General features: G+C 37.5%; 19 protein-coding genes and 1 other RNA gene. 11 read left to right on the top strand and 9 right to left on the bottom strand.

Annotation, left to right across the window (positions count from 1 at the left end):
• Window positions 1-526 precede the first annotated feature (526 nt).
• Both FBQ94_RS08500 and FBQ94_RS08495 read right to left on the bottom strand, forming a co-directional pair.
• Window positions 527-1,915, bottom strand: a complete 1,389-nt coding sequence (locus FBQ94_RS08500; RefSeq protein WP_007219985.1) for a sigma-54-dependent transcriptional regulator — start codon at window positions 1,913-1,915, stop codon at window positions 527-529.
• Window positions 1,916-2,055: 140 nt separating this feature from the next.
• Window positions 2,056-4,383 carry an ATP-binding protein gene (locus FBQ94_RS08495; protein ID WP_007219986.1) on the bottom strand — a complete coding sequence of 776 codons (2,328 nt, stop codon included), beginning with the start codon at window positions 4,381-4,383 and terminating at the stop codon, window positions 2,056-2,058.
• A 298-nt stretch (window positions 4,384-4,681) separates the two neighbouring features.
• Between FBQ94_RS08495 and FBQ94_RS08490 the strand changes: the two genes are divergently transcribed.
• On the top strand, window positions 4,682-5,887 hold the full coding sequence (locus FBQ94_RS08490; protein WP_007219987.1) for an outer membrane protein assembly factor BamB family protein: 1,206 nt from the start codon (window positions 4,682-4,684) through the stop codon (window positions 5,885-5,887).
• Window positions 5,888-5,938: 51 nt separating this feature from the next.
• On the opposite strand, the gene FBQ94_RS08485 is transcribed toward FBQ94_RS08490, so the two are convergent.
• Complete coding sequence (locus tag FBQ94_RS08485; RefSeq protein WP_007219988.1) at window positions 5,939-6,730, bottom strand: uracil-DNA glycosylase; 792 nt, start codon at window positions 6,728-6,730, stop codon at window positions 5,939-5,941.
• 61 nt (window positions 6,731-6,791) lie between these two features.
• Window positions 6,792-7,802 (bottom strand): DHH family phosphoesterase, encoded by a 1,011-nt coding sequence (locus FBQ94_RS08480; protein WP_007219989.1) that lies wholly within the window; start codon window positions 7,800-7,802, stop codon window positions 6,792-6,794.
• Between the two features lie 332 nt (window positions 7,803-8,134).
• On the opposite strand from FBQ94_RS08480, the gene FBQ94_RS08475 reads away from it, so the two are divergent.
• From FBQ94_RS08475 to rnpB, 8 genes are all read left to right on the top strand, one after another.
• Window positions 8,135-10,528, top strand: coding sequence for a bifunctional dihydroorotate dehydrogenase B NAD binding subunit/NADPH-dependent glutamate synthase (locus FBQ94_RS08475; protein ID WP_007219990.1), 2,394 nt, complete (start codon window positions 8,135-8,137; stop codon window positions 10,526-10,528).
• Window positions 10,529-10,531: 3 nt separating this feature from the next.
• Complete coding sequence (thiS, locus tag FBQ94_RS08470; protein ID WP_007219991.1) at window positions 10,532-10,732, top strand: sulfur carrier protein ThiS; 201 nt, start codon at window positions 10,532-10,534, stop codon at window positions 10,730-10,732.
• Window positions 10,733-10,742: 10 nt separating this feature from the next.
• On the top strand, window positions 10,743-11,510 hold the full coding sequence (locus FBQ94_RS08465; protein WP_040543292.1) for a thiazole synthase: 768 nt from the start codon (window positions 10,743-10,745) through the stop codon (window positions 11,508-11,510).
• A 77-nt stretch (window positions 11,511-11,587) separates the two neighbouring features.
• The gene (hisF, locus tag FBQ94_RS08460; protein ID WP_007219993.1) at window positions 11,588-12,364 is read left to right on the top strand and encodes an imidazole glycerol phosphate synthase subunit HisF; all 777 of its coding nucleotides are present in this window, start codon (window positions 11,588-11,590) and stop codon (window positions 12,362-12,364) included.
• A gap of 207 nt (window positions 12,365-12,571) precedes the next feature.
• Window positions 12,572-14,350 (top strand): DNA primase, encoded by a 1,779-nt coding sequence (gene dnaG, locus FBQ94_RS08455; protein ID WP_007219994.1) that lies wholly within the window; start codon window positions 12,572-12,574, stop codon window positions 14,348-14,350.
• Window positions 14,351-14,469: 119 nt separating this feature from the next.
• Window positions 14,470-16,122, top strand: coding sequence for an RNA polymerase sigma factor RpoD (gene rpoD / locus FBQ94_RS08450; protein ID WP_007219995.1), 1,653 nt, complete (start codon window positions 14,470-14,472; stop codon window positions 16,120-16,122).
• Between the two features lie 55 nt (window positions 16,123-16,177).
• Entirely contained in the window at window positions 16,178-16,894 is a 717-nt protein-coding gene (locus tag FBQ94_RS08445; RefSeq protein ID WP_007219996.1) for a zinc ribbon domain-containing protein, read from the top strand.
• A gap of 4 nt (window positions 16,895-16,898) precedes the next feature.
• Window positions 16,899-17,273: RNase P RNA component class A (gene rnpB, locus FBQ94_RS08440), an RNA gene on the top strand.
• A gap of 339 nt (window positions 17,274-17,612) precedes the next feature.
• Here rnpB and FBQ94_RS08435 read toward each other — a convergent pair.
• The 5 genes from FBQ94_RS08435 to mobB all read right to left on the bottom strand — a co-directional run bounded on the left by FBQ94_RS08435 (window position 17,613) and on the right by mobB (window position 21,239).
• A complete protein-coding gene (locus FBQ94_RS08435) occupies window positions 17,613-17,771 on the bottom strand; it encodes a hypothetical protein (RefSeq protein ID WP_007219997.1) in 159 nt (52 codons plus the stop codon).
• A gap of 55 nt (window positions 17,772-17,826) precedes the next feature.
• Window positions 17,827-18,000 (bottom strand): hypothetical protein, encoded by a 174-nt coding sequence (locus FBQ94_RS08430; RefSeq protein ID WP_007219998.1) that lies wholly within the window; start codon window positions 17,998-18,000, stop codon window positions 17,827-17,829.
• 39 nt (window positions 18,001-18,039) lie between these two features.
• Window positions 18,040-19,434 carry a class II fructose-bisphosphate aldolase gene (locus tag FBQ94_RS08425; protein ID WP_007219999.1) on the bottom strand — a complete coding sequence of 465 codons (1,395 nt, stop codon included), beginning with the start codon at window positions 19,432-19,434 and terminating at the stop codon, window positions 18,040-18,042.
• Between the two features lie 22 nt (window positions 19,435-19,456).
• Window positions 19,457-20,470 (bottom strand): class 1 fructose-bisphosphatase, encoded by a 1,014-nt coding sequence (gene fbp, locus FBQ94_RS08420; RefSeq protein ID WP_007220000.1) that lies wholly within the window; start codon window positions 20,468-20,470, stop codon window positions 19,457-19,459.
• A gap of 175 nt (window positions 20,471-20,645) precedes the next feature.
• On the bottom strand, window positions 20,646-21,239 hold the full coding sequence (mobB, locus tag FBQ94_RS08415; RefSeq protein ID WP_007220001.1) for a molybdopterin-guanine dinucleotide biosynthesis protein B: 594 nt from the start codon (window positions 21,237-21,239) through the stop codon (window positions 20,646-20,648).
• Window positions 21,240-21,329: 90 nt separating this feature from the next.
• Here mobB and FBQ94_RS08410 point away from each other — a divergent pair, with 90 nt between their 5' ends.
• Together FBQ94_RS08410 and FBQ94_RS08405 are read left to right on the top strand one after the other, a co-directional pair.
• Window positions 21,330-21,917: a 4Fe-4S dicluster domain-containing protein gene (locus FBQ94_RS08410; RefSeq protein WP_007220002.1), complete on the top strand. Its 588-nt coding sequence runs from the start codon at window positions 21,330-21,332 to the stop codon at window positions 21,915-21,917.
• 52 nt (window positions 21,918-21,969) lie between these two features.
• Entirely contained in the window at window positions 21,970-22,944 is a 975-nt protein-coding gene (locus FBQ94_RS08405; RefSeq protein WP_007220003.1) for an Mrp/NBP35 family ATP-binding protein, read from the top strand.
• Window positions 22,945-23,090: the final 146 nt, after the last annotated feature.

Below are 23,090 nucleotides of genomic sequence, written 5' to 3'. Positions count from 1 at the left end.
CTGTATGTACCCCGCACTCGCTACCCCTCCCCCTACCACCACCGATACCCCTATCACCAACGCACCTATCAAACCTCTTCCTTTCATCCGCTACCTCCTCTATCTATCTTTGAACTAAACGTTGGAATAATAGACTAGAGCCAATTTCATACGGCTCTACACCTACATCACTTTTGCTACTATTTTTAACCATCTACAACTCAAATAATCCTGACCGACCACCTCCTTTCACAAAAACAAATTGAATACCTTATTAGGACTCTGCAAGCACGTACAATTAAAGATTGTTAGAGAGTTAGCAATAACAGTGCCACACATCAATTTTCATATAATACATATCTTAAGTGTTTGTATTAATTATTATTAGGTAAATACTACAAAAATAGCCATTCTGAAACAAAAGACCATAAATGGTCAACACAAAACAGTTTATTTTGAGGTAATTGTTCTATATTGCTGAATACAGGGAAGATATAACATGACTATTTATGGTCACATAATTTTATATTTATAGTCATAATTTACATCATGATGTCGCATTTTCGAATAACTGCAATTTCATCAATCTGTTACGAAGTGTTGTTCGTGGAATACCTAATATCTCTGCCATTTTTACTTGATTACCGTTTGCTTTTTGGCGTGCCCATTGTATAAGTTTTTTCTCAACTTCCGTAAGTGCATCTTGTAAATTTATTGTCTCTTTATTAGATAAATTCATTGATAATAGATCTGTTCGTACATCAAGTTTTCTTAAATACTCTGGAAGTGTTTCCAATGAAATACCTTTTAACTTAGAGAATGCGATAGCATGTTCAATAACATTTTCAAGTTCCCTCACATTTCCAGGCCAGTCATAAGCCAGCAACACATCCAATGCCTCTTTTGAAACACTTGGTAAAGCATCCTCGTATTGAGATACAAACTTCTTCAAGAAATAATTGATTAAATGCGGAATATCCTCTTTCCTTTGACGAAGTGGTGGAATATTAACGGGCACCACATTCAATCTATAAAATAAATCTTCTCTAAAGTATCCTTCTTTTATGTGTTCCAAAAGATCCTTTTTTGTTGCACAGATTACCCTTACATCAACACAAAGGGTTTCCTCTCCTCCCACTCTTTCAAACGTTCTCTCTTGGAGTACCCGCAACAGCTTAACCTGCATATCCAATGGGACATCATCAATATCATCTAAAAAAATTGAGCCACCATTTGCCAATTCAAATCTTCCTCGTCTTGTCTTAACAGCGCCGGTAAAAGCACCCTTTTCATGCCCAAAAAGTTCACTTTCCAGTATTTCTCTATTTAATGCGGCACAACTCACCCTGATAAACGGCCCCATTCTTCTATTACTATGGTAGTGGATAGCACCTGCTATTTTTTCCTTTCCAGTTCCACTCTCTCCTTTTATAAGAACAGTGGTGTCTCTCTCTGAAACACTTTTAACCGTCTCGATTACCTTTTTCATAGCTTCACTGTTACCAATAATATTAGAAAACTCAAATTCAGCCTGTATTTCCTTTCTTAAGCGATTGACTTCAGCAGTTGTGTTCTTATAATGAAGTGCTCTTTGAAGTTTAATAATCAATTCATCTGTAGAAAATGGTTTTGCGATATAATCATATGCCCCTTCCTTAATCGCTGATACAGCGCTTTCAAGAGTACCGTAAGCTGTCATAATAACAACAATAATTTCTTGATTATATTTTTTAATATCTTTTAAAAGTTCAATTCCACCCATACCTGATAATCTTAGATCAGTCACTACCACATCATATTCTTCAGATTTTACTATTTTTAACCCATCTAAAGCATTATCTACTGATTTTACATTATAACCTTCCTTCCTTAATTGACTTTCTAAAGATATCCTCATCAGTTTTTCATCGTCGACTATTAATACTTTACTGCCCATAATTTACCCCTAAATTTACCTTTAATACAAAAATATCTCCTACAAAACCTACTGCAGAGAGGCTGGAAAAGAATTACCTAATTCGTATGTTATAAAAACCATAAGGTGCAGCTTCAGTTCTATGCATACTTTATCATAAGTCATGTTATGGTTGTTGCTTTTCTCACCGGTAAACACACATAAAACGTTGTTCCTTCGCTTACCTTACTTTTAACCATTATATTCCCGTTATGATCATCAACAATTCTCTTACTAATGGCAAGCCCCAACCCACTTCCCATCTCCTTCGTAGTAAAAAACGGATTAAATATTTTATTTATTATTTCTTCCCGAATTCCCGATCCTGTATCAGCAATCTTGACTTGTATACTCAATGGCTGGCTATCACAATAACCAGTTTCTAGTATGAGATTGCCGCCGTCTGACATACTATCCAATGCATTCACAATAATATTGATAATAACCTGTGAAATATTATCTGCATCTCCATAGATTTCGGGAAGACCAGGAGATAAAATCTTATCCAAACGTATATTTTGCTCTTTTATCCTATGATCTACAAATCGTAAGGAATTTTCAACAATCTCATTTAAGCTATGATTAGACATGTGAGTAGCGTAAGGTCTGGAAAATGTCATCAGATGTTTTACAATGACCTCGATCCGCTTAAGTCCTTCTGACATCAAATCCAGAAATTCCAGATTTTGCGATATATTTTCAGGTTCTTTCTTCATCATTTTTACAAAATTCTGTAATCCTCCTAATGGATTATTTACCTCATGGGCAACACCGGCAGCTAATTCTCCCACAGCAGCTAAACGTTCAGCTTGAATCAATTGCAATTCCATTCTTTTCCTTTCAGTAATATCCCTGCAAATCCATTGAATAGTCTTTTTTTTACCATATTCTATAACACTGGCACTAATACTGGTAGGAACAAGTCTTCCATCGATGTGTTGACAATCAACGTTATCAAGCATACCAGAGCCTCTTTTGTTTATCATCATCCACAATTGCTTTGTCTTTTCCCGGTCATACTCAGGGATAATTTCCCATATCTTCTTTTTGCCCAATTCATATTTTGAATATCCCAATAATTCCTCAGCCTTTTTATTTGAATCAATAATCTGGGCTGAATCAATTTCCAGGGTAAAAATAGCATCATTCGCTAAATTAATAGATTCCCGGTATTTTTCTTCAGATTCTTTCAATTGCACGGTTCTCTCCTGGATCTTTTGTTCAAGCCCCGCATATGATTCTTCTAATTTTTCAGCCATTTTATTAAATTCCAATGCAAGCACACCTACTTCATCTTGCGAGTTAATGGAAATACGGTACCCAAGTTTTCCCTTCCCGATAGCATTAGCACCTTGAACTAACTGAAGAATGGGCTGGGTAATCCCATATGCTAGGATAAAAACGATAATCACAATAATTAATACACTGGTAACTGCAAGGGTAATTACTTGATTCTTTAATTCCATAATAGGTTTAAAGGCTTCAGAAGCATCTTGTTTTACCATTAATCCCCACTTCATATGAGGTATGTACCGAAAGGCTAAAAGGACATCCTTCCCCCGGTAATCAAAAGTATCCATAATACCTTCTTCCCTGGGGTCTAAGATAAATGATTCTGGCACAAATGATCTTACAGGAATGCTCATACTCAACGCAGTATTCTCATCAAGATGCCGCATATTGTTAAGGAAGACTAATTGATTCCCCTCACGACGAACTAATAATGTCTCACCCGTTTCTCCCATTCCAGGCCATTCTCCTATTAATGGCCCTATAGTATCGTTCGTGTTTACACGGATAACAACAATACCGTTAATAACCTCTGTTTCCTCAAGTGTAATAGGATCTGTTCTTTTCATAATCCCAAAGAAGGTCATTCCTATACGTTTTGTATATTTCGAATAATGAATATCTTTAAAAGGCATACTATGATTTTCCAATACATTAAGATAATACCGGTAATCTCCGTCTGCCAGTCCAACATTTGATTCATTAGTAGATATTACTATTTCACCGTTTTCTACATCTATGATAGAAATTTCATCGCAATAAATAAACTTTCTCTTCAGTTGATGTAGATATTCCGAAAGTCTATTACAATACACCCCACCAATTTCTGATTCCTTCATCTTATCAATACTACGAAATGCCTTTCTTAAGTAAAGCAGATTGGAGAAAGATACTTCTAATGATTTGTTTGTTGAAAGAACACCAATATCAACAATCCTCTCTTGCAGCCAGTTACTCAATTGCGTCTTTTTTAAATCAGAAATAGTAGTAAGCTTTTCAATAACTCCCTCATTTAAAGCCTTCTTCCCGCTATTATATGCCGTACTGCTTACAATCAGGATGGGAAGTGTTGTCATGAGGATAAAGTAACAAATAAGCTTAACCTTAATACTTTTAAAAAAACTGATAAAATCTTTTAACCTGATACCATCCTTGACCATGACTGTATTATGAACACCATTCCAAGTTCTATTTTCTATTCCTGCGTTAAACTCTAATCTATTTTAATCTTTAATTAAAACATATTTTCCCGTTATTATCTTCATATTAAATTTCTTTAATAAAATATTCTTTTATTGACATACTGAGTTGTTTGCATTATTATCGGTTGATAATGTATTCATACTCTCCTTAAATACATAATATTTAAGAATAATGAAATCGGCAAAAGTACAAAGCTTACGGATAAGCACGATCTGCTATAAAAATGAATGGTATCATGAATGAGGGGCTGCTTTAGTGATAGAACATATTCTAAAATTGCAAGACAAATTAACGCATATAAAATCTTCTATGTATTTAATGGTATTTATCTGCATTATAGTTTTAGCCTTTTTTAATTTCAAATCCCTATTGGCAGAAACTCCAAAAATTCCTTGGCAGATGTTTAGGGGTGATATACAGCATACAGGACAAAGTAGTTATAAAGGAGCGCCAACGAATACCCTGAAATGGTCATTCAAGATTGATACCCGTATTACATCTTCTCCGGCAATTGGGCTTGATGGCACTGCTTATTTTGGTTCTATTGATGGAAGATTATACGCCCTTAATAGGGATGGAGCCACAAAATGGGCTTTTCAGGTGGGCAATGAAATAACCGCATCGCCTGCAATCGGTGATGACGGAACAATCTATATTGGTTCCAGAGATAAAAAAATGTATGCAATTACCCCTGATGGAAAGCTTAAATGGACATTCACAACTAGCGGTATTATCCTTTCTTCTGCAACCGTTACATCTGATATTGTTTGTTTTGGATCAGACGATAACAACCTCTACGTCCTTACCCTTGATGGTAAACTAAAATGGAAATATACTGCAAAAAGCAATATAACAGCCTCACCTGCAATATGGACAGACGGCACTATCTATCTCTTTGAAACAAGTGGTGCATTGCATGCGCTGTCTTCAGATGGAGTAGAAAAATGGATGAAACGGATTGGCACAGGTGTATATTCATCCTATTCTTCGCCATCAATAGGAGATGATGGAACGGTGTATGCGGGAACAGATAGCGGCAGATTAGTCGCTCTCAAGCCAAATGGCACTATAAAATGGTATGTGAACACCGGAAAAGCCATCCATGGTACGCCTGCTATTGCAAACGATGGTACAATTATTTTTGGTTCTTATAACGGCTTTGTATACGCTGTCTATCCAGATTGTAAACTCAGATGGAGTTTTAAAACAAACAATTGGGTAGCATCCTCTCCTGCTATAGATGCAGAAGGAACGGTCTACATCGGATCGAGTGATGGAAAACTTTATGCAATTAATGCTGATGGAACACTTAAATGGTCGTTTCAAACAAAAGATGCCATCGAATCGTCTCCGGCACTTGGAGCAGATGGAACTATCTATATCGGATCAAATGATAATCATCTGTATGCAATAGGAAGCAGCACTTCAGAAACCTTATCAACACCTCTATTTGAGAAATAGCATCTTATCTAAACAGCATCAATGTAAGCATTCAAATACATCAAATGTTTTTCACGTGAATTCATTTTTTAAAAAATCTCGCACCTTCTTCATGTCATCCCAAACTTTTGCTTTATCATTCGGGTTTCTTAAGAGATAAGCCGGATGAAAGGTAACCATCATAGGAACACCCTTATAATCATGGAATCTGCCTCTTAAAGTGCCAACAGGAGCTTTTGTATTCAGTAACGCTTGTGCTGCAAAGGCGCCGAGAGCACATAATACCTTTGGTTGAATTATCTCTATCTGCTTAATAAGGTACGGTATACAGATAATAATTTCCTCTGGAAGGGGGTTGCGGTTTCCTGGCGGACGACACTTCAGAACATTGGCAATATAAACATCACTGCGCTTCATATCAATAGCCTCAATAATCTTCGTAAGTAATTGACCTGCCCGACCAACGAATGGCTCACCTTGAAGATCTTCATCGCGACCTGGCGCTTCACCTATAAACATAAGATCTGCCATAGAGTTGCCAACACCAAAAACAAGATTTGTCCGTGTCTTACTCAAAGGACATTTGTGGCAAACCAACATCTCATGCCGCAACTCTTCCAGTAATTTAATCTTTGTTTCTTTTGTATTCATAAAGGCTTGTATTCCAATAGATTTTGCTACTACAGGAGTTTCGGTAGACTTAATCTCTGTAAAAGAATTTGGTGAAATTTGATGTATTGCATCACTCACTTTTGTATTTGTAAAGGTAACTGTATCAATACCAAATCCCTTTTCAATCTCAATCTTGACTTTCACCATGCTAATGATAGAAGCTAACTCTTTTTTTATCTCATCCGGATACATACAAACACTATTGTTTTTATATGCAATAAAACTATGAAATACACTCTCTTAAGAATTCTTTTTATAATCTGTTTTCCGTTAACAATGCCTTCTCCAGCTCATGAAGAATGATTTGCTGTACCTCCGCGATACTTCCCGGTATCTCGCAACCTGCCGCATATTTGTGGCCACCACCTCCAAACTTTTTAGCAATAGCATTCACATCAAATCCGTTCCGACTTCTCAAACTTACCTTAACCCAATTAGGTTGCGTCATTTCACGAAACAACACACCAATAGAAACACCATCGATTGATATGGGAATATCGGCAAACTCCTGTGCATCGATAGCATTAACATGTGTTTTTTCCAGCATATCTTTGGTCAACCAGACGGTAGCAATTCGATTCTCTGCATGAAGTCTTACCGTATTAAGTACCAGAGCATTCAATTGAATTAAATTAAAAGGATTCGTATTGTAAACGTATTGCGAAATTTCTGTATGTCTTGCCCCATGTTCGATAAGAAAAGCAGCTATTCTTAATGCATCCGGTGTAGTATTAGCATGGGTAAATCGTCCGGTGTCCGTCACAATCGCAATATAAAGTGCAGTTGCAATATCCTGAGTAATGTCAATAGCTATATTTTTCAGTAAGGTAAAGATAATCTCACCCGTAGAACACATATCTTCTGCTACCCAATTTACATTGCCAAAATATTCATTGGATACATGATGATCTATATTTATAATTATTGCATCTTTGGGGATAATCTCCCTTATTCTCCCAAGTCGGTCAAGAGTGGGACAATCCAAAGTAAAGACAACTTCTGCCTGTTCTGGAGGAAGTTGAGGATAGATGTACATCCCTGCATCAGGAGTAATAAATCTGAAAATTTGCGGGATAGGAGAATCATTGGCAATACTTATTGACTTTCCCATATTTTTCAACGCGTAATAAAGGGCAACTTCAGCTCCGATACCATCTCCATCTGACCGAACATGGGTAGTAAGAAGAAAGCGACCGTATCGTTTTATAATATCATGAATTTTGTCAGTATACATCTTTATGGTAGTATCTTTAGCCTCTTTCAACGATAAATACTCCTTAGTACCCCTGCATATTTTTCTCTACTTTGGTATCTTTTATACTTGAATACACAAACTGCATATTTCTTAATAGTAAGAGGTGGAATAGAGAAAGGTGTAATGAACTGCAACTTGATGGCAATATCCTCTCAAAAAATTGTGTCATTGAGGATTACCCTTACAAAAGAATTATATGCTGAATAAATCCCGTTGTCAAACCCTCTTTTCCCTTGCATTTTAATTGTAGATAAGTTACCATCAAAATTTATAATTTAATTTTTTTCCATAGTACTGTATAAAAAATCCCAAGAATAATTCCAATAGTGTGAGGGAAAAATATGTTTAAAGTTATAGAAAAAGCAAAGATTGCAGAATCTACTTTTTTAATGAAAATTGATGCGCCTAAAATTGCTTTTAAGAGAAAAGCAGGACAATTCGTTATGCTTCGTATAGACGAAATGGGTGAGAGAATACCTTTAACGATAGCAGGCTCAGATACTATTCGTGGAACGATTACTATTATTTTTCAAGTTGTTGGTAATACAACACGTCATTTATCTAACTTAAATGCCGGTGATTATATTTTAGATGTTGTTGGCCCTTTAGGGCATCCCACACATATTGAAAATTATGGAACAGCTGTCTGTATTGGAGGCGGTTTAGGAATTGCCCTGGTAATGCCAATTGCTCAGGCTCTCCACGAAGCAGGTAATCGGGTAATATCGATTATTAGTGCAAGGAATAAAGACCTTTTGATTTGTGAAAAAGAGATGCAGGCATGCAGCAATGAATTTATGATTGCAACTGATGATGGTTCAAAAGGTTCAAAAGGATTTCCTACTCAAATATTACAAGAATTAATTAATAAAGGAACAAAGATTGATATCGTATTTGCAGTAGGGCCTGTGCCTCTCATGGGTGCAGTTAGCAAACTTACAAAACCTTATAATCTCAAAACAATTGTAAGTCTTAATCCGATTATGGTGGATGGAACAGGCATGTGCGGCGGTTGCAGGGTACTCATAGATAATAAGCCTCAGTTTGTTTGTGTAGATGGTCCGGAATTTGACGGACATCAGGTAAACTACGATAATTTAGTGCAGCGTTTAAAAACATATATCAGCAATGACGGAGATCCGCGGGTGCAAAATGTAAGTAAAGACAGCACCTGTTGGAAGCCGCCCGAAGAGCGTTCGGGTACAGCACACAAAGTCCATGCCTCCATGCATGCTACGGAAGGACATGCTGTTATAGATCAATTGGCAGAAGGCCTTTCAGGTGCAGGAACAAGTGCTGAAAAAACCGGTGCAAAAAAAATGGGAGCTATCCCGCGACAAAAGATGCCTGAACAAGATCCGGTAAACAGGGTAAAAAATTTTGAGGAGGTACCCTATGGATATACACCAGAAATGGCACGCCAAGAGGCGTTACGATGTTTGCAGTGCAAAAAACCTCTTTGCCGTGACGGATGTCCGGTAAGCATAGATATCCCCGGATTCATCAAACTCATTGCAGAAGGAGATTTTTTAGCTGCGGCACGCAAGATTAAAGAAACAAATGCACTGCCAGCAGTTTGCGGACGGGTATGTCCCCAGGAGGATCAATGCGAAAAGGTTTGTATTATAGGCAAGAAGTTTAAACCCGTGGCAATTGGAAATCTGGAACGTTTTGTTGCCGATTACGAAAGAAATCATAATGCAGTAACTATACCAGAATTACCTGCAAAAACAGGTTATAAAGTAGCGATTGTAGGCGGAGGTCCTGCTGGGCTTGCTTGTGCAGGTGAACTCATAAAGATGGGACACGATGTAACCATATTCGAAGCATTACATAAAACCGGCGGAGTTTTAGTCTATGGTATACCTGAATTCAGATTACCAAAGGCTATCGTAGAATCAGAGGTCGAGTACCTCAGGAAATTAGGAGTCAAAATTGAAGTGAATGCCGTTATTGGAAAGGTACAAACGGTAGATGAATTATTAGAGAATGGCTTTGATGCTATTTTCGTCGGTACCGGTGCTGGCTTGCCTATGTTCATGGGGATCCCGGGAGAAAATATGAATGGCGTGTACTCAGCAAATGAATATCTCACCCGGGTTAATTTAATGAAGGCTTACAATTCTCAATACTCAACACCAATCGCCATGCGGAAAAATGTAGCCGTAATTGGCGCAGGAAACGTCGCCATGGATGCAGCCAGAACGGCACTTCGCCTTGGCGCTGAAAATGTATATGTCGTTTATAGAAGATCGAGAGATGAAATGCCTGCAAGGGTAGATGAAATTCATCATGGTGAAGAAGAGGGATTACAATTTAGATTCTTAACCAATCCGATAAAAATTCTCGGTGATGAAAAAGGATGGGTGAGTGGTCTTGAATGTGTGAAAATGGAACTGGGCGAACCCGATGATTCAGGCAGAAGGCGTCCCATTCCGGTAAAGGGATCGGAATTTGTATTGAACGTTGAATGTGTAATTATGGCTATTGGTAATGGTCCAAATCCATTAGTTCCATCCACTACACCTGATTTACAAGTAAATAAATGGGGCAATATTGTAGCAGACATAGAAACCTGTAAAACAAATAAAGAAGGTGTTTTTGCTGGTGGGGATATTGTAACAGGCGCTGCAACGGTTATTCTTGCTATGGGTGCGGGAAAGAAAGCTGCAAAGGCAATTGACGAATACATAAGGTCAAAAAAATCCAACACGGTAACAAGCTGTTGTAAATAAAAAATGAAAATTACTTTAAATGGTGAATTGAAGGAGTGTGGAGAAGGAATAACTATAGAAAAATTGCTCGATTTATTTAAGATCGACAAGAATCGTGTTGCTGTAGAATTAAACTTGCACGTTATTCCAAGAAAAGAATTTTCCACATTCGTTCTCAATAATGCAGACATCCTGGAAGTGGTAACTTTTGTTGGGGGTGGTTAAAATCGAAAAAATAACAGAGGATACAAAACTAAAGCTTGGAAGGTATGAATTTACCTCCCGACTCTTTGTTGGCACAGGAAAATACACTTCCATGGAAGAGATGGTTAACGCTTTAGAGGCTAGCGGAACAGAAGTTGTCACCGTTGCCGTTAGAAGAGCAAAAATTAATGAATCGGTATCCCTTCTGGATTATATTGATACAAAAAAATATACGATTTTACCAAATACAGCAGGTTGTTATTCATCGGATGAGGCAATAAGAGTAGCCCGCCTGGCCCGGGAAGCTGGTTTATCTGATATGATCAAGCTGGAAGTGCTTGGTAATGAAAAAACACTGCTCCCTGATCCCATTGAGACTCTGAAAGCAACAATAACTTTAGTAAAGGAAGGGTTTACCGTACTTGTCTATACATCAGATGATCCTATCATTGCGAAGAAGCTAGAGGATGCTGGCGCCACGAGTGTTATGCCTGCCGGTGCCCCCATCGGATCAGGTCAAGGTATTTTAAATAAGAATAACATAAGAATTATTCTGGAATCAGCAAAAGTTCCTATTATTGTTGACGCCGGTGTTGGTACGGCATCGGATGTAACAATCGCTATGGAACTTGGTTGCGAAGGAGTTTTGCTTAACACAGGAATCGCTCTTGCAAGAGATCCTGTGAACATGGCAAAGGCTATGAAATTAGCCTGTGAATCGGGAAGACTTGCATTCCTCTCCGGACGCATACCTAAAAGACTTTACGCAAAAGCGAGTAGCCCTGAGAAAGATTTTTAATTATCTTACCTGCCTGTATATTTCTTCTTATATCAATAAATTCCTTCACATTTTTAAAATAATTACATGAAATCAGTATGCTTACGAAACGGATTATACCATGTTTAGATGTAAAAGACGGAAGAGTAGTTAAAGGAACAAATTTTTTGAATTTAAGAGATGCAGGAGACCCTGTTGAGATAGCAGCTTTTTACGATGCAGAAGGTGCCGATGAATTGACCTTCCTGGATATTACAGCATCTCATGAAAATAGGAATATCATTCTTGATGTTGTAAAAAAGACTGCAGAGCAAGTATTTATGCCTTTAACTGTTGGCGGCGGTATCCGTAGTATTGATGACATCCGACAGTTATTGAATGCAGGGGCCGATAAAGTTTCTATAAATACCGCAGCTGTTAAAAATCCTGAATTTATTACCAAAGCATCCAGACGATTTGGCAGACAGTGTATAGTGCTCGCTATTGATGCGAAAAAAGTAAAAGATAATATAAATGACAGAAAATGGGAAGTTTACATACATGGCGGGCGGACACAAACAGGATTAGATGCCATTCAATGGGCAAAAGAAGCCGAGCTGAGAGGGGCCGGTGAAATACTCTTAACAAGTATGGACTACGATGGTACAAAGAGTGGATTTGATATCGAGTTAAATAAGGCCATATCAGAATCAGTAAATATTCCGATTATTGCATCTGGCGGGGCAGGCAAAGTAGAACATTTTTATGATGTCTTTAATGAAGGGAAGGCACATGCAGCTTTAGCAGCTTCTATCTTTCATTACAGAGAAATAACCATACAAGAAGTAAAAGAATATTTGATTAAGAGAGGTATTAAGATAAGACTTAATAGATAGTTATGTATTTATAATTAAAACTTACCATGGATACTTCGCAGTTAATCACTCCTTTATGATAGATTAAGTAACAAGAATCTTATTCTGGTTGAAGTGAAAAGTTTAATTTAGTAAATAATTATTCATCGATTAATTGACATTATTCATTTAGGTGATATAATTTTAAGGTTTAAAAACATTATTTTAAACAATTTATCTTCCTGATTAATGATTCCACAAGAAAAGATTACAGAAATTCAGCATGCCTCAGATATTGTTCAAATCATATCAGAGTATATACACTTAAAACAAAGCGGAAGAAATTTTATTGGTTTGTGTCCCTTTCACTCAGAAAAAACACCTTCCTTTACGGTAAATCCGGAAAAAAAATTCTTTAAGTGCTTTGGATGTGGCGAAGGCGGAACGGTATTTCACTTTGTCATGAAGCAAGAAGGTATAGACTTTATCGAATCTGTAAAATTGGTAGCCTCAAAAGCACATATCAATATTGCTCACTTAATTCCCACAAAGGCATCCTTTTCTCCTACGGAAAAGACATTCCTGCTCAACATAACTAACTTTGCCACAAAATTTTATAATAAAATCCTATTTGATAAAGAATCTGGAAGTAGTGCAAGAGCTTATTTGCAACAACGGCACATCAATAACCAATCTATCAAGACTTTCTGTCTCGGCTATGCCCCTAACAGTTGGGATGCATTAATAAAAACATGTAAAGAACGTAATATTCCAAATAAATTGTTAGAAAAAGTCGGTCTAGTCATACAAAAAAAAGAGGGAAATGGGTATTACGACCGATTTCGCAATAGATTAATATTTCCTATATTAGATATAAAAAAGCAAGTTATCGGTTTTGGGGGAAGGACATTAGATGATACAACTCCCAAATATCTCAATTCGCCAGAAACTGTTCTTTTCAATAAAAGTAATGTACTTTATGGCATCGATATTGCTAAAAATGCTATTTTGAAACAGCATCGAGTGATACTTATGGAAGGATACACAGATGTAATCATGGCACATCAATATGGCATTGAGTGGTCTGTTGCAGTATTGGGAACAGCTATATCAAAACAACATCTCAGACATTTAAGGCAATATTGCAATCAGGTAATCCTCCTCTTAGATTCAGATATCGCAGGTTGGAAATCTTCTGATAGAAGTTTAGATATTTTCATAGAAGAAGAATTTGATGTGAAAATTGCCCAGTTGCCCAAAGACCACGACCCTTGTGATTTCCTTGTGTCAGAAGGTGTCGAAAAATTTCTGACATATATTAATAACGCGACGGATTTTTTTAGCTACAAGGTTAAGATGGCTGCATCTAAGTGGGATATATCAACCATTCATGGAAAGGCAAATGCCATTAATGATGTCCTTGCCACAGCAATGAAAATGCCCGATATTATCAAACGCAATTTACTCATTAAAAGAATTGCAGAGGAAATGTCTATAGATGAGGCTACTTTGCGAATTCAACAGAAAAAATTTAATAAAGTTACTGCTTCCATAAGGAATAAGCAAGTTGCTGAACAAAGATTAGACGCTTCTTCAAGGGCGGAACGAGAACTTTTGTATCTCATGTTATCGTGTAATGATCTTATCCCCAGAGTAGTAGAAGAAATAGGCCTGGAAGAATTTAGTAATAAAGACTTTTCAAAGATTGCTCAGAAGATGGTTGCGCTATACTATCAAAACAATGTTGTACATGATCAAGATATACTCTATGCAATTGATGATGAAACATTGAATAAGATATGTATGGATATTGTAACAACAAAAGAATTTCAGGATATTACAAATCATAAAGAGAGGTTAGAGGCATATGTAGTTTTTTTTAAGAAACAAAACAGCAAGAAAGATATTCACCAAACAAAGAAGAAAATGTTAGAAATCGTTAAGGCTGGCAGTAACGAGAAAGATATTGTCATGTTGTTAGAAGAATTTCACAAAAAAAGTAGAAATATCCATACCTTAAAAAAATAAGGTCTATATCTAAAGTTGTTTTTGTGATACTTAATGAGAGATAGATTGAGATAAAGACGATAAAGATTAATCATCTCCATTTACATAAATAATATTGTTAAGGGGGGTCTATCTTTAATATGGAAAATTTAAATCAAAAAATCAAACACCTTGTACAAAAAGGTAAAGAAAAGGGCTATTTAACCTACGAAGAATTGAACGATATGCTGCCCGACGATGCAGATATTTCTCCTGAAAAGATTGATGATATTTTGATGATGCTCGATGAGTTGGGAATTGATTTAATTGATGAAACAGATATAGAGGCTCGCGATACCGCTGACGCTGAAGAAGCAGAGGTCTTTCCAGAAGTAGATTTGGAATTTGGTGAAGTTCCGACAATTACAGAAAAGATAGACGATCCCGTCCGTATGTATCTTACCCAAATGGGAGAGATTCCCTTACTTACGAGAGAAGAAGAGATCATGCTGGCAAAAAAGATCGAAATTACGAGAAAGAGATTCCTGAAGAAGGTACTGCACTCCGATCTATCTTTGGCAACGTGTTTAAGAATATTGGAAGATGTAAATAATGGTGAACTCTCGTTTGATCGTACCCTAAAAGTCAACACGATGGTCGATAATGGTAAAGATGAAATTTTAGAACAGTTTCCAAAAAACGCTAAGATTTTAAAGACTATTCTTCAAAAGAATAAAGAGGATTATTTCCTTACCAAACGAAAACAAATTTCTGAAAAAGAAAGGATAAAACTGCTTCGAACAATCCGGAATAGAAGGCGAAAGGGAATTGATCTCCTTGAGGAAATCAATATTCGCACAAAACGAATACAACCGATGATGAAAAGACTCCAAGAGATTGTTTTTGAAATGAGTGACTTAGAGATACAAATCATGGAATGTAAACCACGCCCTAAGTCTAATGGCCGCCATAAAGAATTGGAGATCCAATACGAAAATCTGGAGAGTATGGTTTTAGAATCACCTACCAGACTAAAGCGCCGTGTGGAGTCTATTGAAAATATCTATAGGGAGCATGAGGCTGCCAAGAGAAAACTTTCTGGTGCAAATCTAAGGCTGGTTGTAAGTATTGCTAAAAAATACAGAAATCGTGGCTTGAGTTTTTTAGATTTAATCCAGGAAGGTAATACGGGTCTTATGCGCGCAGTAGATAAGTACGAGTATCGAAGAGGTTATAAATTCAGCACCTACGCTACATGGTGGATACGTCAGGCGATTACCCGTTCGATTGCTGACCAGGCAAGAACGATACGCATCCCCGTTCACATGATTGAAACCATGAGCAAAATTAGAAATGTTTCGAAAAAGCTTTTACAAGAAAAAGGTCGTGAACCGACAATAGAGGAAATTTCTAAAGAGGTAAAGATTACTGTAGAAGAGGCAAGGCGGGTTCTTAAGATATCCCGACATCAAATATCTTTAGATAGACCAGTTGGTGAAAGCGAAGACAGTTCATTTGGTGATTTTATTGAAGATGAAAAGGCAGAATCTCCTGTATCTGCAGCAACTCAGGAGATGTTAAAAGATAAAATTGAAAGCGTATTGGAAACATTGACCTATCGTGAGAGAGAAATCATTAAACTGAGATACGGTATAGGGGATGGATACACCTATACTTTAGAAGAAGTTGGCAAGATATTTAAGGTCACAAGGGAAAGGGTAAGACAAATCGAGGCAAAAGCCGTACGAAAATTGCAACATCCGATCAGAAGCCGGAAGCTCGAAGGATTCCTTGATGGAATTGGTAGTTATTAACCGTTAGTAGCTTATCTGATTTTGTTATAAGTGAAATTATTTTAAAGAGGAATCTATGAACGAGAGGATAGCGGTACTTCGGAACTTGCAATCAATAGATACAAAGTTAAAAAGATTGGAAGGCGATAAACTCTACAGGAGCTACGATGTTCAGAAAAAACAAAATCAAATTCAACAAGAGAGGGAAAAGTTATCAAAAATCAGTGAAGAGGTAAAAACAGCTCAAAAAGATATTAATATTAAAGAGCTTGACTTAAGAAGTATAGAAGCAGATATCAATAAATTACGAATTCAGATGAATCAGGTCAAAACAAATAAAGAATATAGCGCAATGAAGACTGAGATTGGAGGAAAGGAAGCTGACAAATCGGTTTTAGAAGATGAAATCTTGCGTATGATGGAAAAATATGAAGAAACGCAGGGAAGATACAAGTCTTCGGAAAAAGAAATTCAGCAGGAGGAATTAGAATTAAAGGATCTTCAAAAACGAGTAGAAGACGATTTACAGTTAATAGAAGATGAAATCACCAAACTCAAGAAAAAGCGGAGTGAATACACAGCCTTGGCAGATAGTGAAGCTTTACAGCATTATAGTAGACTAGTAGGTCACAAAGATGCTGTAGCTATTGTGAACGTTGTGAATAAAGTTTGTCAAGGTTGCTTCATGTCTATAACATCACAGACGCTTAATCAACTTTTATCTGGTAAAGATCTCACCTTTTGTCATAGTTGCGGCCGGATCTTATATCTGGATAACAGCAATGAAGAATGAGGATGAAGTAGACAAGGTGGTCGCCGGTTCTCATACTTGTAAAAGAGAACGGGAGGAAAGTCCGAGCTCCATAGGACACAGTGCTCCGTAACCCGGAGTCTTGGTAACAAGAAGGAAAGTGCAACAGAAAATATACCGTCCACGTATAGGTGGATAAGGGTGAAATGGTGGGGTCGTTTACGACTTAATGTAAGAGCCCACCGCTTCAATGGCGACATTGGAGGCATGGCAAACCCCACTGGGAGAAAGGCTAAATAGGGAGGGATGAAGTGGTCCGCTTCGTTATTACCTCTGGGTAAGCCGTTAGAACCTGCTGGCAACAGCAGGTCTAGATAAATGATCACCCACGACAAAACTCGGCTTATTGTCTACTTAAAGCAAATTCCCTCCGATAATGTGAATTACCGGAGGGAATTTTTTATTTCTTCTTTTCTTTTTTTACCTCTTTTTCTTTTCCTGATTCTTCCGTCTTTTTCTTTACGGTCGGGTTATGTTTCGCACATGTTGTGCACATAAGCGTCTCCTTTCAAAAATGCAATCGCTAAGATAAAATACGGTTAATGGCTCTTTATTGAGAAAGATCTACTCTATGATAGTGCGAGGATTCGGCGCTTATCATATAAAAATTTATCGTAGCTGCTCGAATTTAATTCTATACGAAAGGCTGATGAAGTTAGCGTAGGATTTGCACGTGCCGTAATAATAATAGCATCCTGATCTATGCCAAGCTGTGGATAATCCCAGAATCATCATTGTTCTTGAAGTTTACATCAACATTATAAATAAAGAACGCACCCTCAGGATTTTCTGGTCTGGAAACTGCAATAAATTGACGTTGTACGGTAGCTGATTCTTCAAACGCTTCAGCTATAATCACCCAGCGATTCCATGTTTGAATGGGATTTTTATTGCCTTAGGCACTTTACCAAACGCTAAAAGAACACAGTCTCCGCTAACTGCATATCCTTTGGGGTTCTTAGGAATGCCGGCCTAACTTTAATGGTAGCCGCCGGAGTTAATCTTTCAGCTTTGACTGCCGCATGGATACCCCCTACAAGTGTTAAAGCAAACTGCATAATCAAGAATGCTTTAAATACCTCCCGCATAAAACGCCCCTCTCCTTTCCAGATTTGTACTCCTAAAAGTTATGAGGAAGTTAGCGGGTTAGTTAGCTGGACTTCAATGGGTTTAATTGTCTTATGTATTATTTCCTTAGAATGGATAACATTTAATTTTTTAAACAGAAATTCAAATTTAGCCTCAAGTTCCTCACCGATCTTATTTTTTACGTCAGAAGGCAGATTCCAAAATCTTTCCTTAAATGGGCCAAAACCCATTTTTCTTGTCTTATAGATAAATTGTTCATCGGTTTCTCCCTCTTTGCGGTCAGCAACACAATTTTTTTTCAGAAATTCATAAATATCAGTTTTAAAATCCTTCGGGAAGGAACTGTTCTCATAGATCATGTTTTGGAATTCAGTAGCAAGGTGTACTTCGGCGGTACCGGTCTCCGGAAATTTATCAAAAGCATCGCTCGGAAGCGTAGACGCCCCATGTTGCACCGCTCCACTAAGACCGTATCGATCCCTGGCTACTCTTGATAAATCTCTTAGGGTATCAAAGTCTAGTTTCACTTTAGCAATCGTCCCATCTGGCAGAGGAACTCCTCCGTGAGAAGTGCCTGTCTGCACACTGATCTTACTAATACCTGTTAATCCTTTTCCCTTTGCAATTAAGGTGCTATTATAACCGTCCATGAATGCAGTCAACTCTTCAATAGTACTATTCTTCTTACCCACTTCCCCTATTTCACCGCCGATAGATATGGTAATTTCTTTTGGTTCTAATGTCCTGATATAAGCGGTAAATTCAGCAGCAAACTCGAAATTAAGTCTTTGTTGCTCGGTAATGTTTGGTTTACTGAGATCTACCAATGTTGAGGTGTCGATATCAATATTATAAAAGCCCGCTTCGATGGCTTCTTTAATAAGTCCCTTTACCGTTTTAATCTCCACATCTCGATCTTTCTCATATTTCTTTGCATTAATCTGGAAATGGTCTCCTTGGATAAACACCGGACCTTCATGTCCTTCTTTGATAGCAGCAGCAAGAATGACCGATGCATATTCCGAAGGCCTTTGATCTGTATAACCAATTTCAGATCTTGCAATTTCGAAGATAAAGGCACCTACATGATTCTTTTTTGCAGCTCTAAAAATGGAACGTGCCACATCATATGTTAGGCCTCTTATATTAATGGCTGGCACGGTAAATCCCTTGTATTGTTTCTTACCCATAGCTTCATAAAGTGATTGAATAGACGAAGAAACAACAGAAAGTTTATTTCCTGTAGTACGGATCAACCATCGGCATATATCTCTCATAGTATTGTCTTTATTAAAGACGGCATTGTAAACAATCGTATCTATTTTTTTATTCCTTAATGCATTACTATCAAGTATTTTTATAGCACCTGCTTTTTGCATGTCAATAATACCTTTAAGATCGTTTAACAAATCTTCTTTGATACGATAAAGCATGAGTTGTTAACTCCTTCTCTTTTTACTTTTGGCTAAAAAACTTCTCATAAGTTAATACATCTTCTTTACTTCCGATAACGAGAGGTACCTTTTGATGCAATTCGGTTGCCTGAATATTCAGAATGCGTTCTTTTCCTGTTGACGCCTTACCACCAGCCTGCTCAACAATAAAAGCAAGTGGAGCAGCCTCGTAAAGTAATCGTAATTTTGCCTTTGGTTTCTTTGGATCTTTATAATCAACAGGATACAGGAATATGCCTCCGTAAAGCAAGTTCCTGTGAAAATCTGATACCAGCGACCCTATATATCTTAGGGAATAAGGTCTTTCTGTTGAAGGATCATTTTCTTTGAGATAAGCAATGTATTTTTTTGTTCCCTCATCCCATGTATTTGCGTTTCCCTCGTTAATGCTATATATCTTGCCCTTAGATGGAATGCGAATATTTTCGTGCGAGAGTAAAAATTCTCCAATGCTAGGGTCTAATGTAAAACCATGGACTCCCTGCCCTGTGGTGTATACCATCATGGTACTTGACCCATAAATTATATATCCTGCTGCAACTTGATCTGTTCCTTTTCTAAGACAATCCTCAATGGTTGATTCCTTCCCCGTTGTCTTTCTTCGATAGATCGAGAATATAGTCCCAACACACACATTGGCATCGATATTCGATGAGCCGTCCAGGGGGTCAAAAAGGAGGACGTACTTACCCTTTGGAAATTCATCTGGTATTGGAATAATATCTTCATTTTCTTCTGATGCCATGATACAAAGGTGGCCACCATGGTTCATCGATTTATATATCTTTTCATTAGCATAGACATCTAATTTCTTTACTACATCACCGTGGATATTATTTTCGCCTGTGATGCCCAAAATATCTGCAAGGCCTGCCTTATTTACCTCACGGGAAATAGTCTTTGCGGCAATAGTTAAATCCCATAGGAGACAGGTAAAGTCCCCTGTAGCATTTGGATGTAATCTCTCTTGCTCAACAATGTGCCTTTGGATGGTAACAACCTTACTCTTCTGCATATAGCTTTAGTTTCCTCCATCAATACCACAAGGAAAGATACATAGAAGTACCCATTTTACAATCTTAATACTTAAAGTCAAACATTATCCAAGTACAAAAAATGTTATCAAAATCAGAATAAATAAAATTAACAGACTAAGGCAAATGGTAGTATTGGTTTTGTTTAATTACATACTAAATCTTAAGATCCGATAAAATAAAATTAACAATCGAAGAGGCTTTGTCATCGATGTGGAAAAAAGGTATACCAAGTTTAGGATTTTTGTCTCCAATAACGGCAATTAAGTTCTTATCTCCCTGGCATACTAACTCAGTGCTAACCTCAGTACGAAACACTTCTATCTTTGGTATTGATTCGGCCTTATAACCCTCAACAAGAACAATATCCATATCTTGTAAATAGGTGCTCACAATATCTGATAGGAGAAATTCCCCGGGTGTCCAGCGAATAATACCCATCATCGATTGAGAAGATACCACAACCGCATCAGCTCCCGCCTGTGAATACAACCAACTATCCTTACCTTTTGTATCTAATTCAATGTGATGATGACTATGTTTAATTGTAGCGAGTTTATAACCCCTCAATTTCAGTTCTTTAACGAGTCTTACCATAAGGGTAGTTTTCCCACTGTTAGACCTGCCTACAATAGACATTACTAGAGTTTTTGGTTTCATAATCCATAAATTATAAAAAATACATTTCAAAAACAAACTAAATTCTGCTAATTCTTCATTAATAGTTGCATTACGTGGATCAGATTTCACCTTGACAACCTGTTTTTGTTTAAGTACACTTTATTACACTTTTAACTATATTTCAGTTTTTACCATTAATTTCTTTATGTTCGCTGTGTTATGGATAATGCGGAAAAAACAGTAGATAGGCGACAGCTTTTTAAAGACTTATTTGCCTTCATGGGTAATACAGTCGCAGACTATGCTCAGAAAAAAGTCAATCGCATAATGCCAAAAGGAGAGTATTTGCGGCCTCCTGGTGCGGTCGAAGAAGCAGAATTTCTCTCCTTATGTACCCGATGTGATGAGTGTATTAAAGTATGTCCTGCAAAGGCTATCAAGAGATCTACTGGGCTGGCAGATGTAGCCATAGGCACGCCTGTTATTATACCGAAGGAAAGTCCGTGTGTTTTATGCAATGGGTTACTCTGTAGTGCGGCTTGTAAGGAAGGCGCCCTAAAACCTATCGAACGGGTGGACAATGTCAGGATAGGTATCGCAAAGATTAACCGGTCACAATGCTTGGCATGGGGAGATCAGGATTGTCAGCTATGCTTTATAAAATGCCCTCTCCGTGGAGATGCAATATATCAGGAAGATGGCAAGCCGGTGATTAACCCTGATAAATGTGTCGGTTGCGGGGTTTGTGAGCATGCCTGCCATACAATAAATACTATTTGTGCTATTAAGATTACCACAAAAAGATGACTTTCCGCCTTTACTACGGACATAGTTGAATATGCATTAAAGGGAGAATTCAATGCAAGATTGTAAAATTCCTTTTACCTGTGAGCTTTGCGAGAAACAATTATCTTGCCAATTAGATCAAATAGAACACAACAAATGGGTAATTGTTCAACGGATGAAAGAGATTACCTATAAAATTGTTGTGATGAGCAATAAAGGCGGGGTAGGTAAAAGTACGGTAACAACAAACCTTGGTGTTGCCCTGGCTCAGAAGGGTTATAAGGTTGGAATAGCTGATGCAGATATCCACGGTCCTAATATCCCGATAATGTTAGGCGTAGAAGGGAAAAGGCTTAAGGGGAGTAGCGGTGGCGTGCTGCCTTTGGAAGTATTGCCAAATTTAAAAGTCGCTTCCCTCTCCTTTTTGATTGAAGACCCATCAATGCCAGTTATTTGGAGAGATTCTGCAAAATGGGATTTTCTTTGTGAATTAATGGGAAGCGTATGTTGGGGAAATCTAGATTATCTCTTGGTAGATTTACCACCGGGAACCGGAAACGAGGCCATTTCTATTATAGAACTTATTGGAAAAGTAGACGGTTCCGTAATAGTTACAACTCCACAAGATGTGGTTTTATTAGATGTAAAGAAAGCGGTACTCTTTTCCCGAGACAGTAATGTCCCTATTATCGGAGTTGTTGAGAACATGAGTAGCCTTGTATGCCCTCATTGTAGCCAGCATATCAACGTATTTAAAACAGGCGGAGGGGAAAAAATTTGTACGGAACTAGGCGTAGCATTTCTTGGTAAGATACCTTTAGATCCGGGAATTACAGAAAAATGCGATAATGGCGAAGCCTTTGTGGCAGCCTATCCCAATTCTGATGCAGCAAAATCATTTGAGAAAATCGTTAAAAAGTGTGAAGAATTTGTTAAAACCCGTAAGGATGAAGCAGATAAAGTTACTGAATTTCGGGAGATCCCTCTTTTAGGTAAGATACCAGTAGATCCGGATTTTATTGAGGGATCCAATAAGTCATTAATTTAGCGACTCTACCGATATCGAATAAATTATAATTTAAAGGAACAAGCATGCTTTAGTGTTTTTAAGTAGAAATACATAAGAGTATTCAATCTTGAATCATCTCTTCTGCCGCATTTCGAAGCATCCCCTTCCCAAAACCATTTTTATAA

The sequence above is a fragment of the Candidatus Jettenia sp. AMX1 genome (genome assembly GCF_030263775.1).
Lineage (GTDB): Bacteria > Planctomycetota > Brocadiia > Brocadiales > Brocadiaceae > Jettenia > Jettenia caeni.
This window is presented reverse-complemented; position numbering and strand designations above follow the sequence as displayed.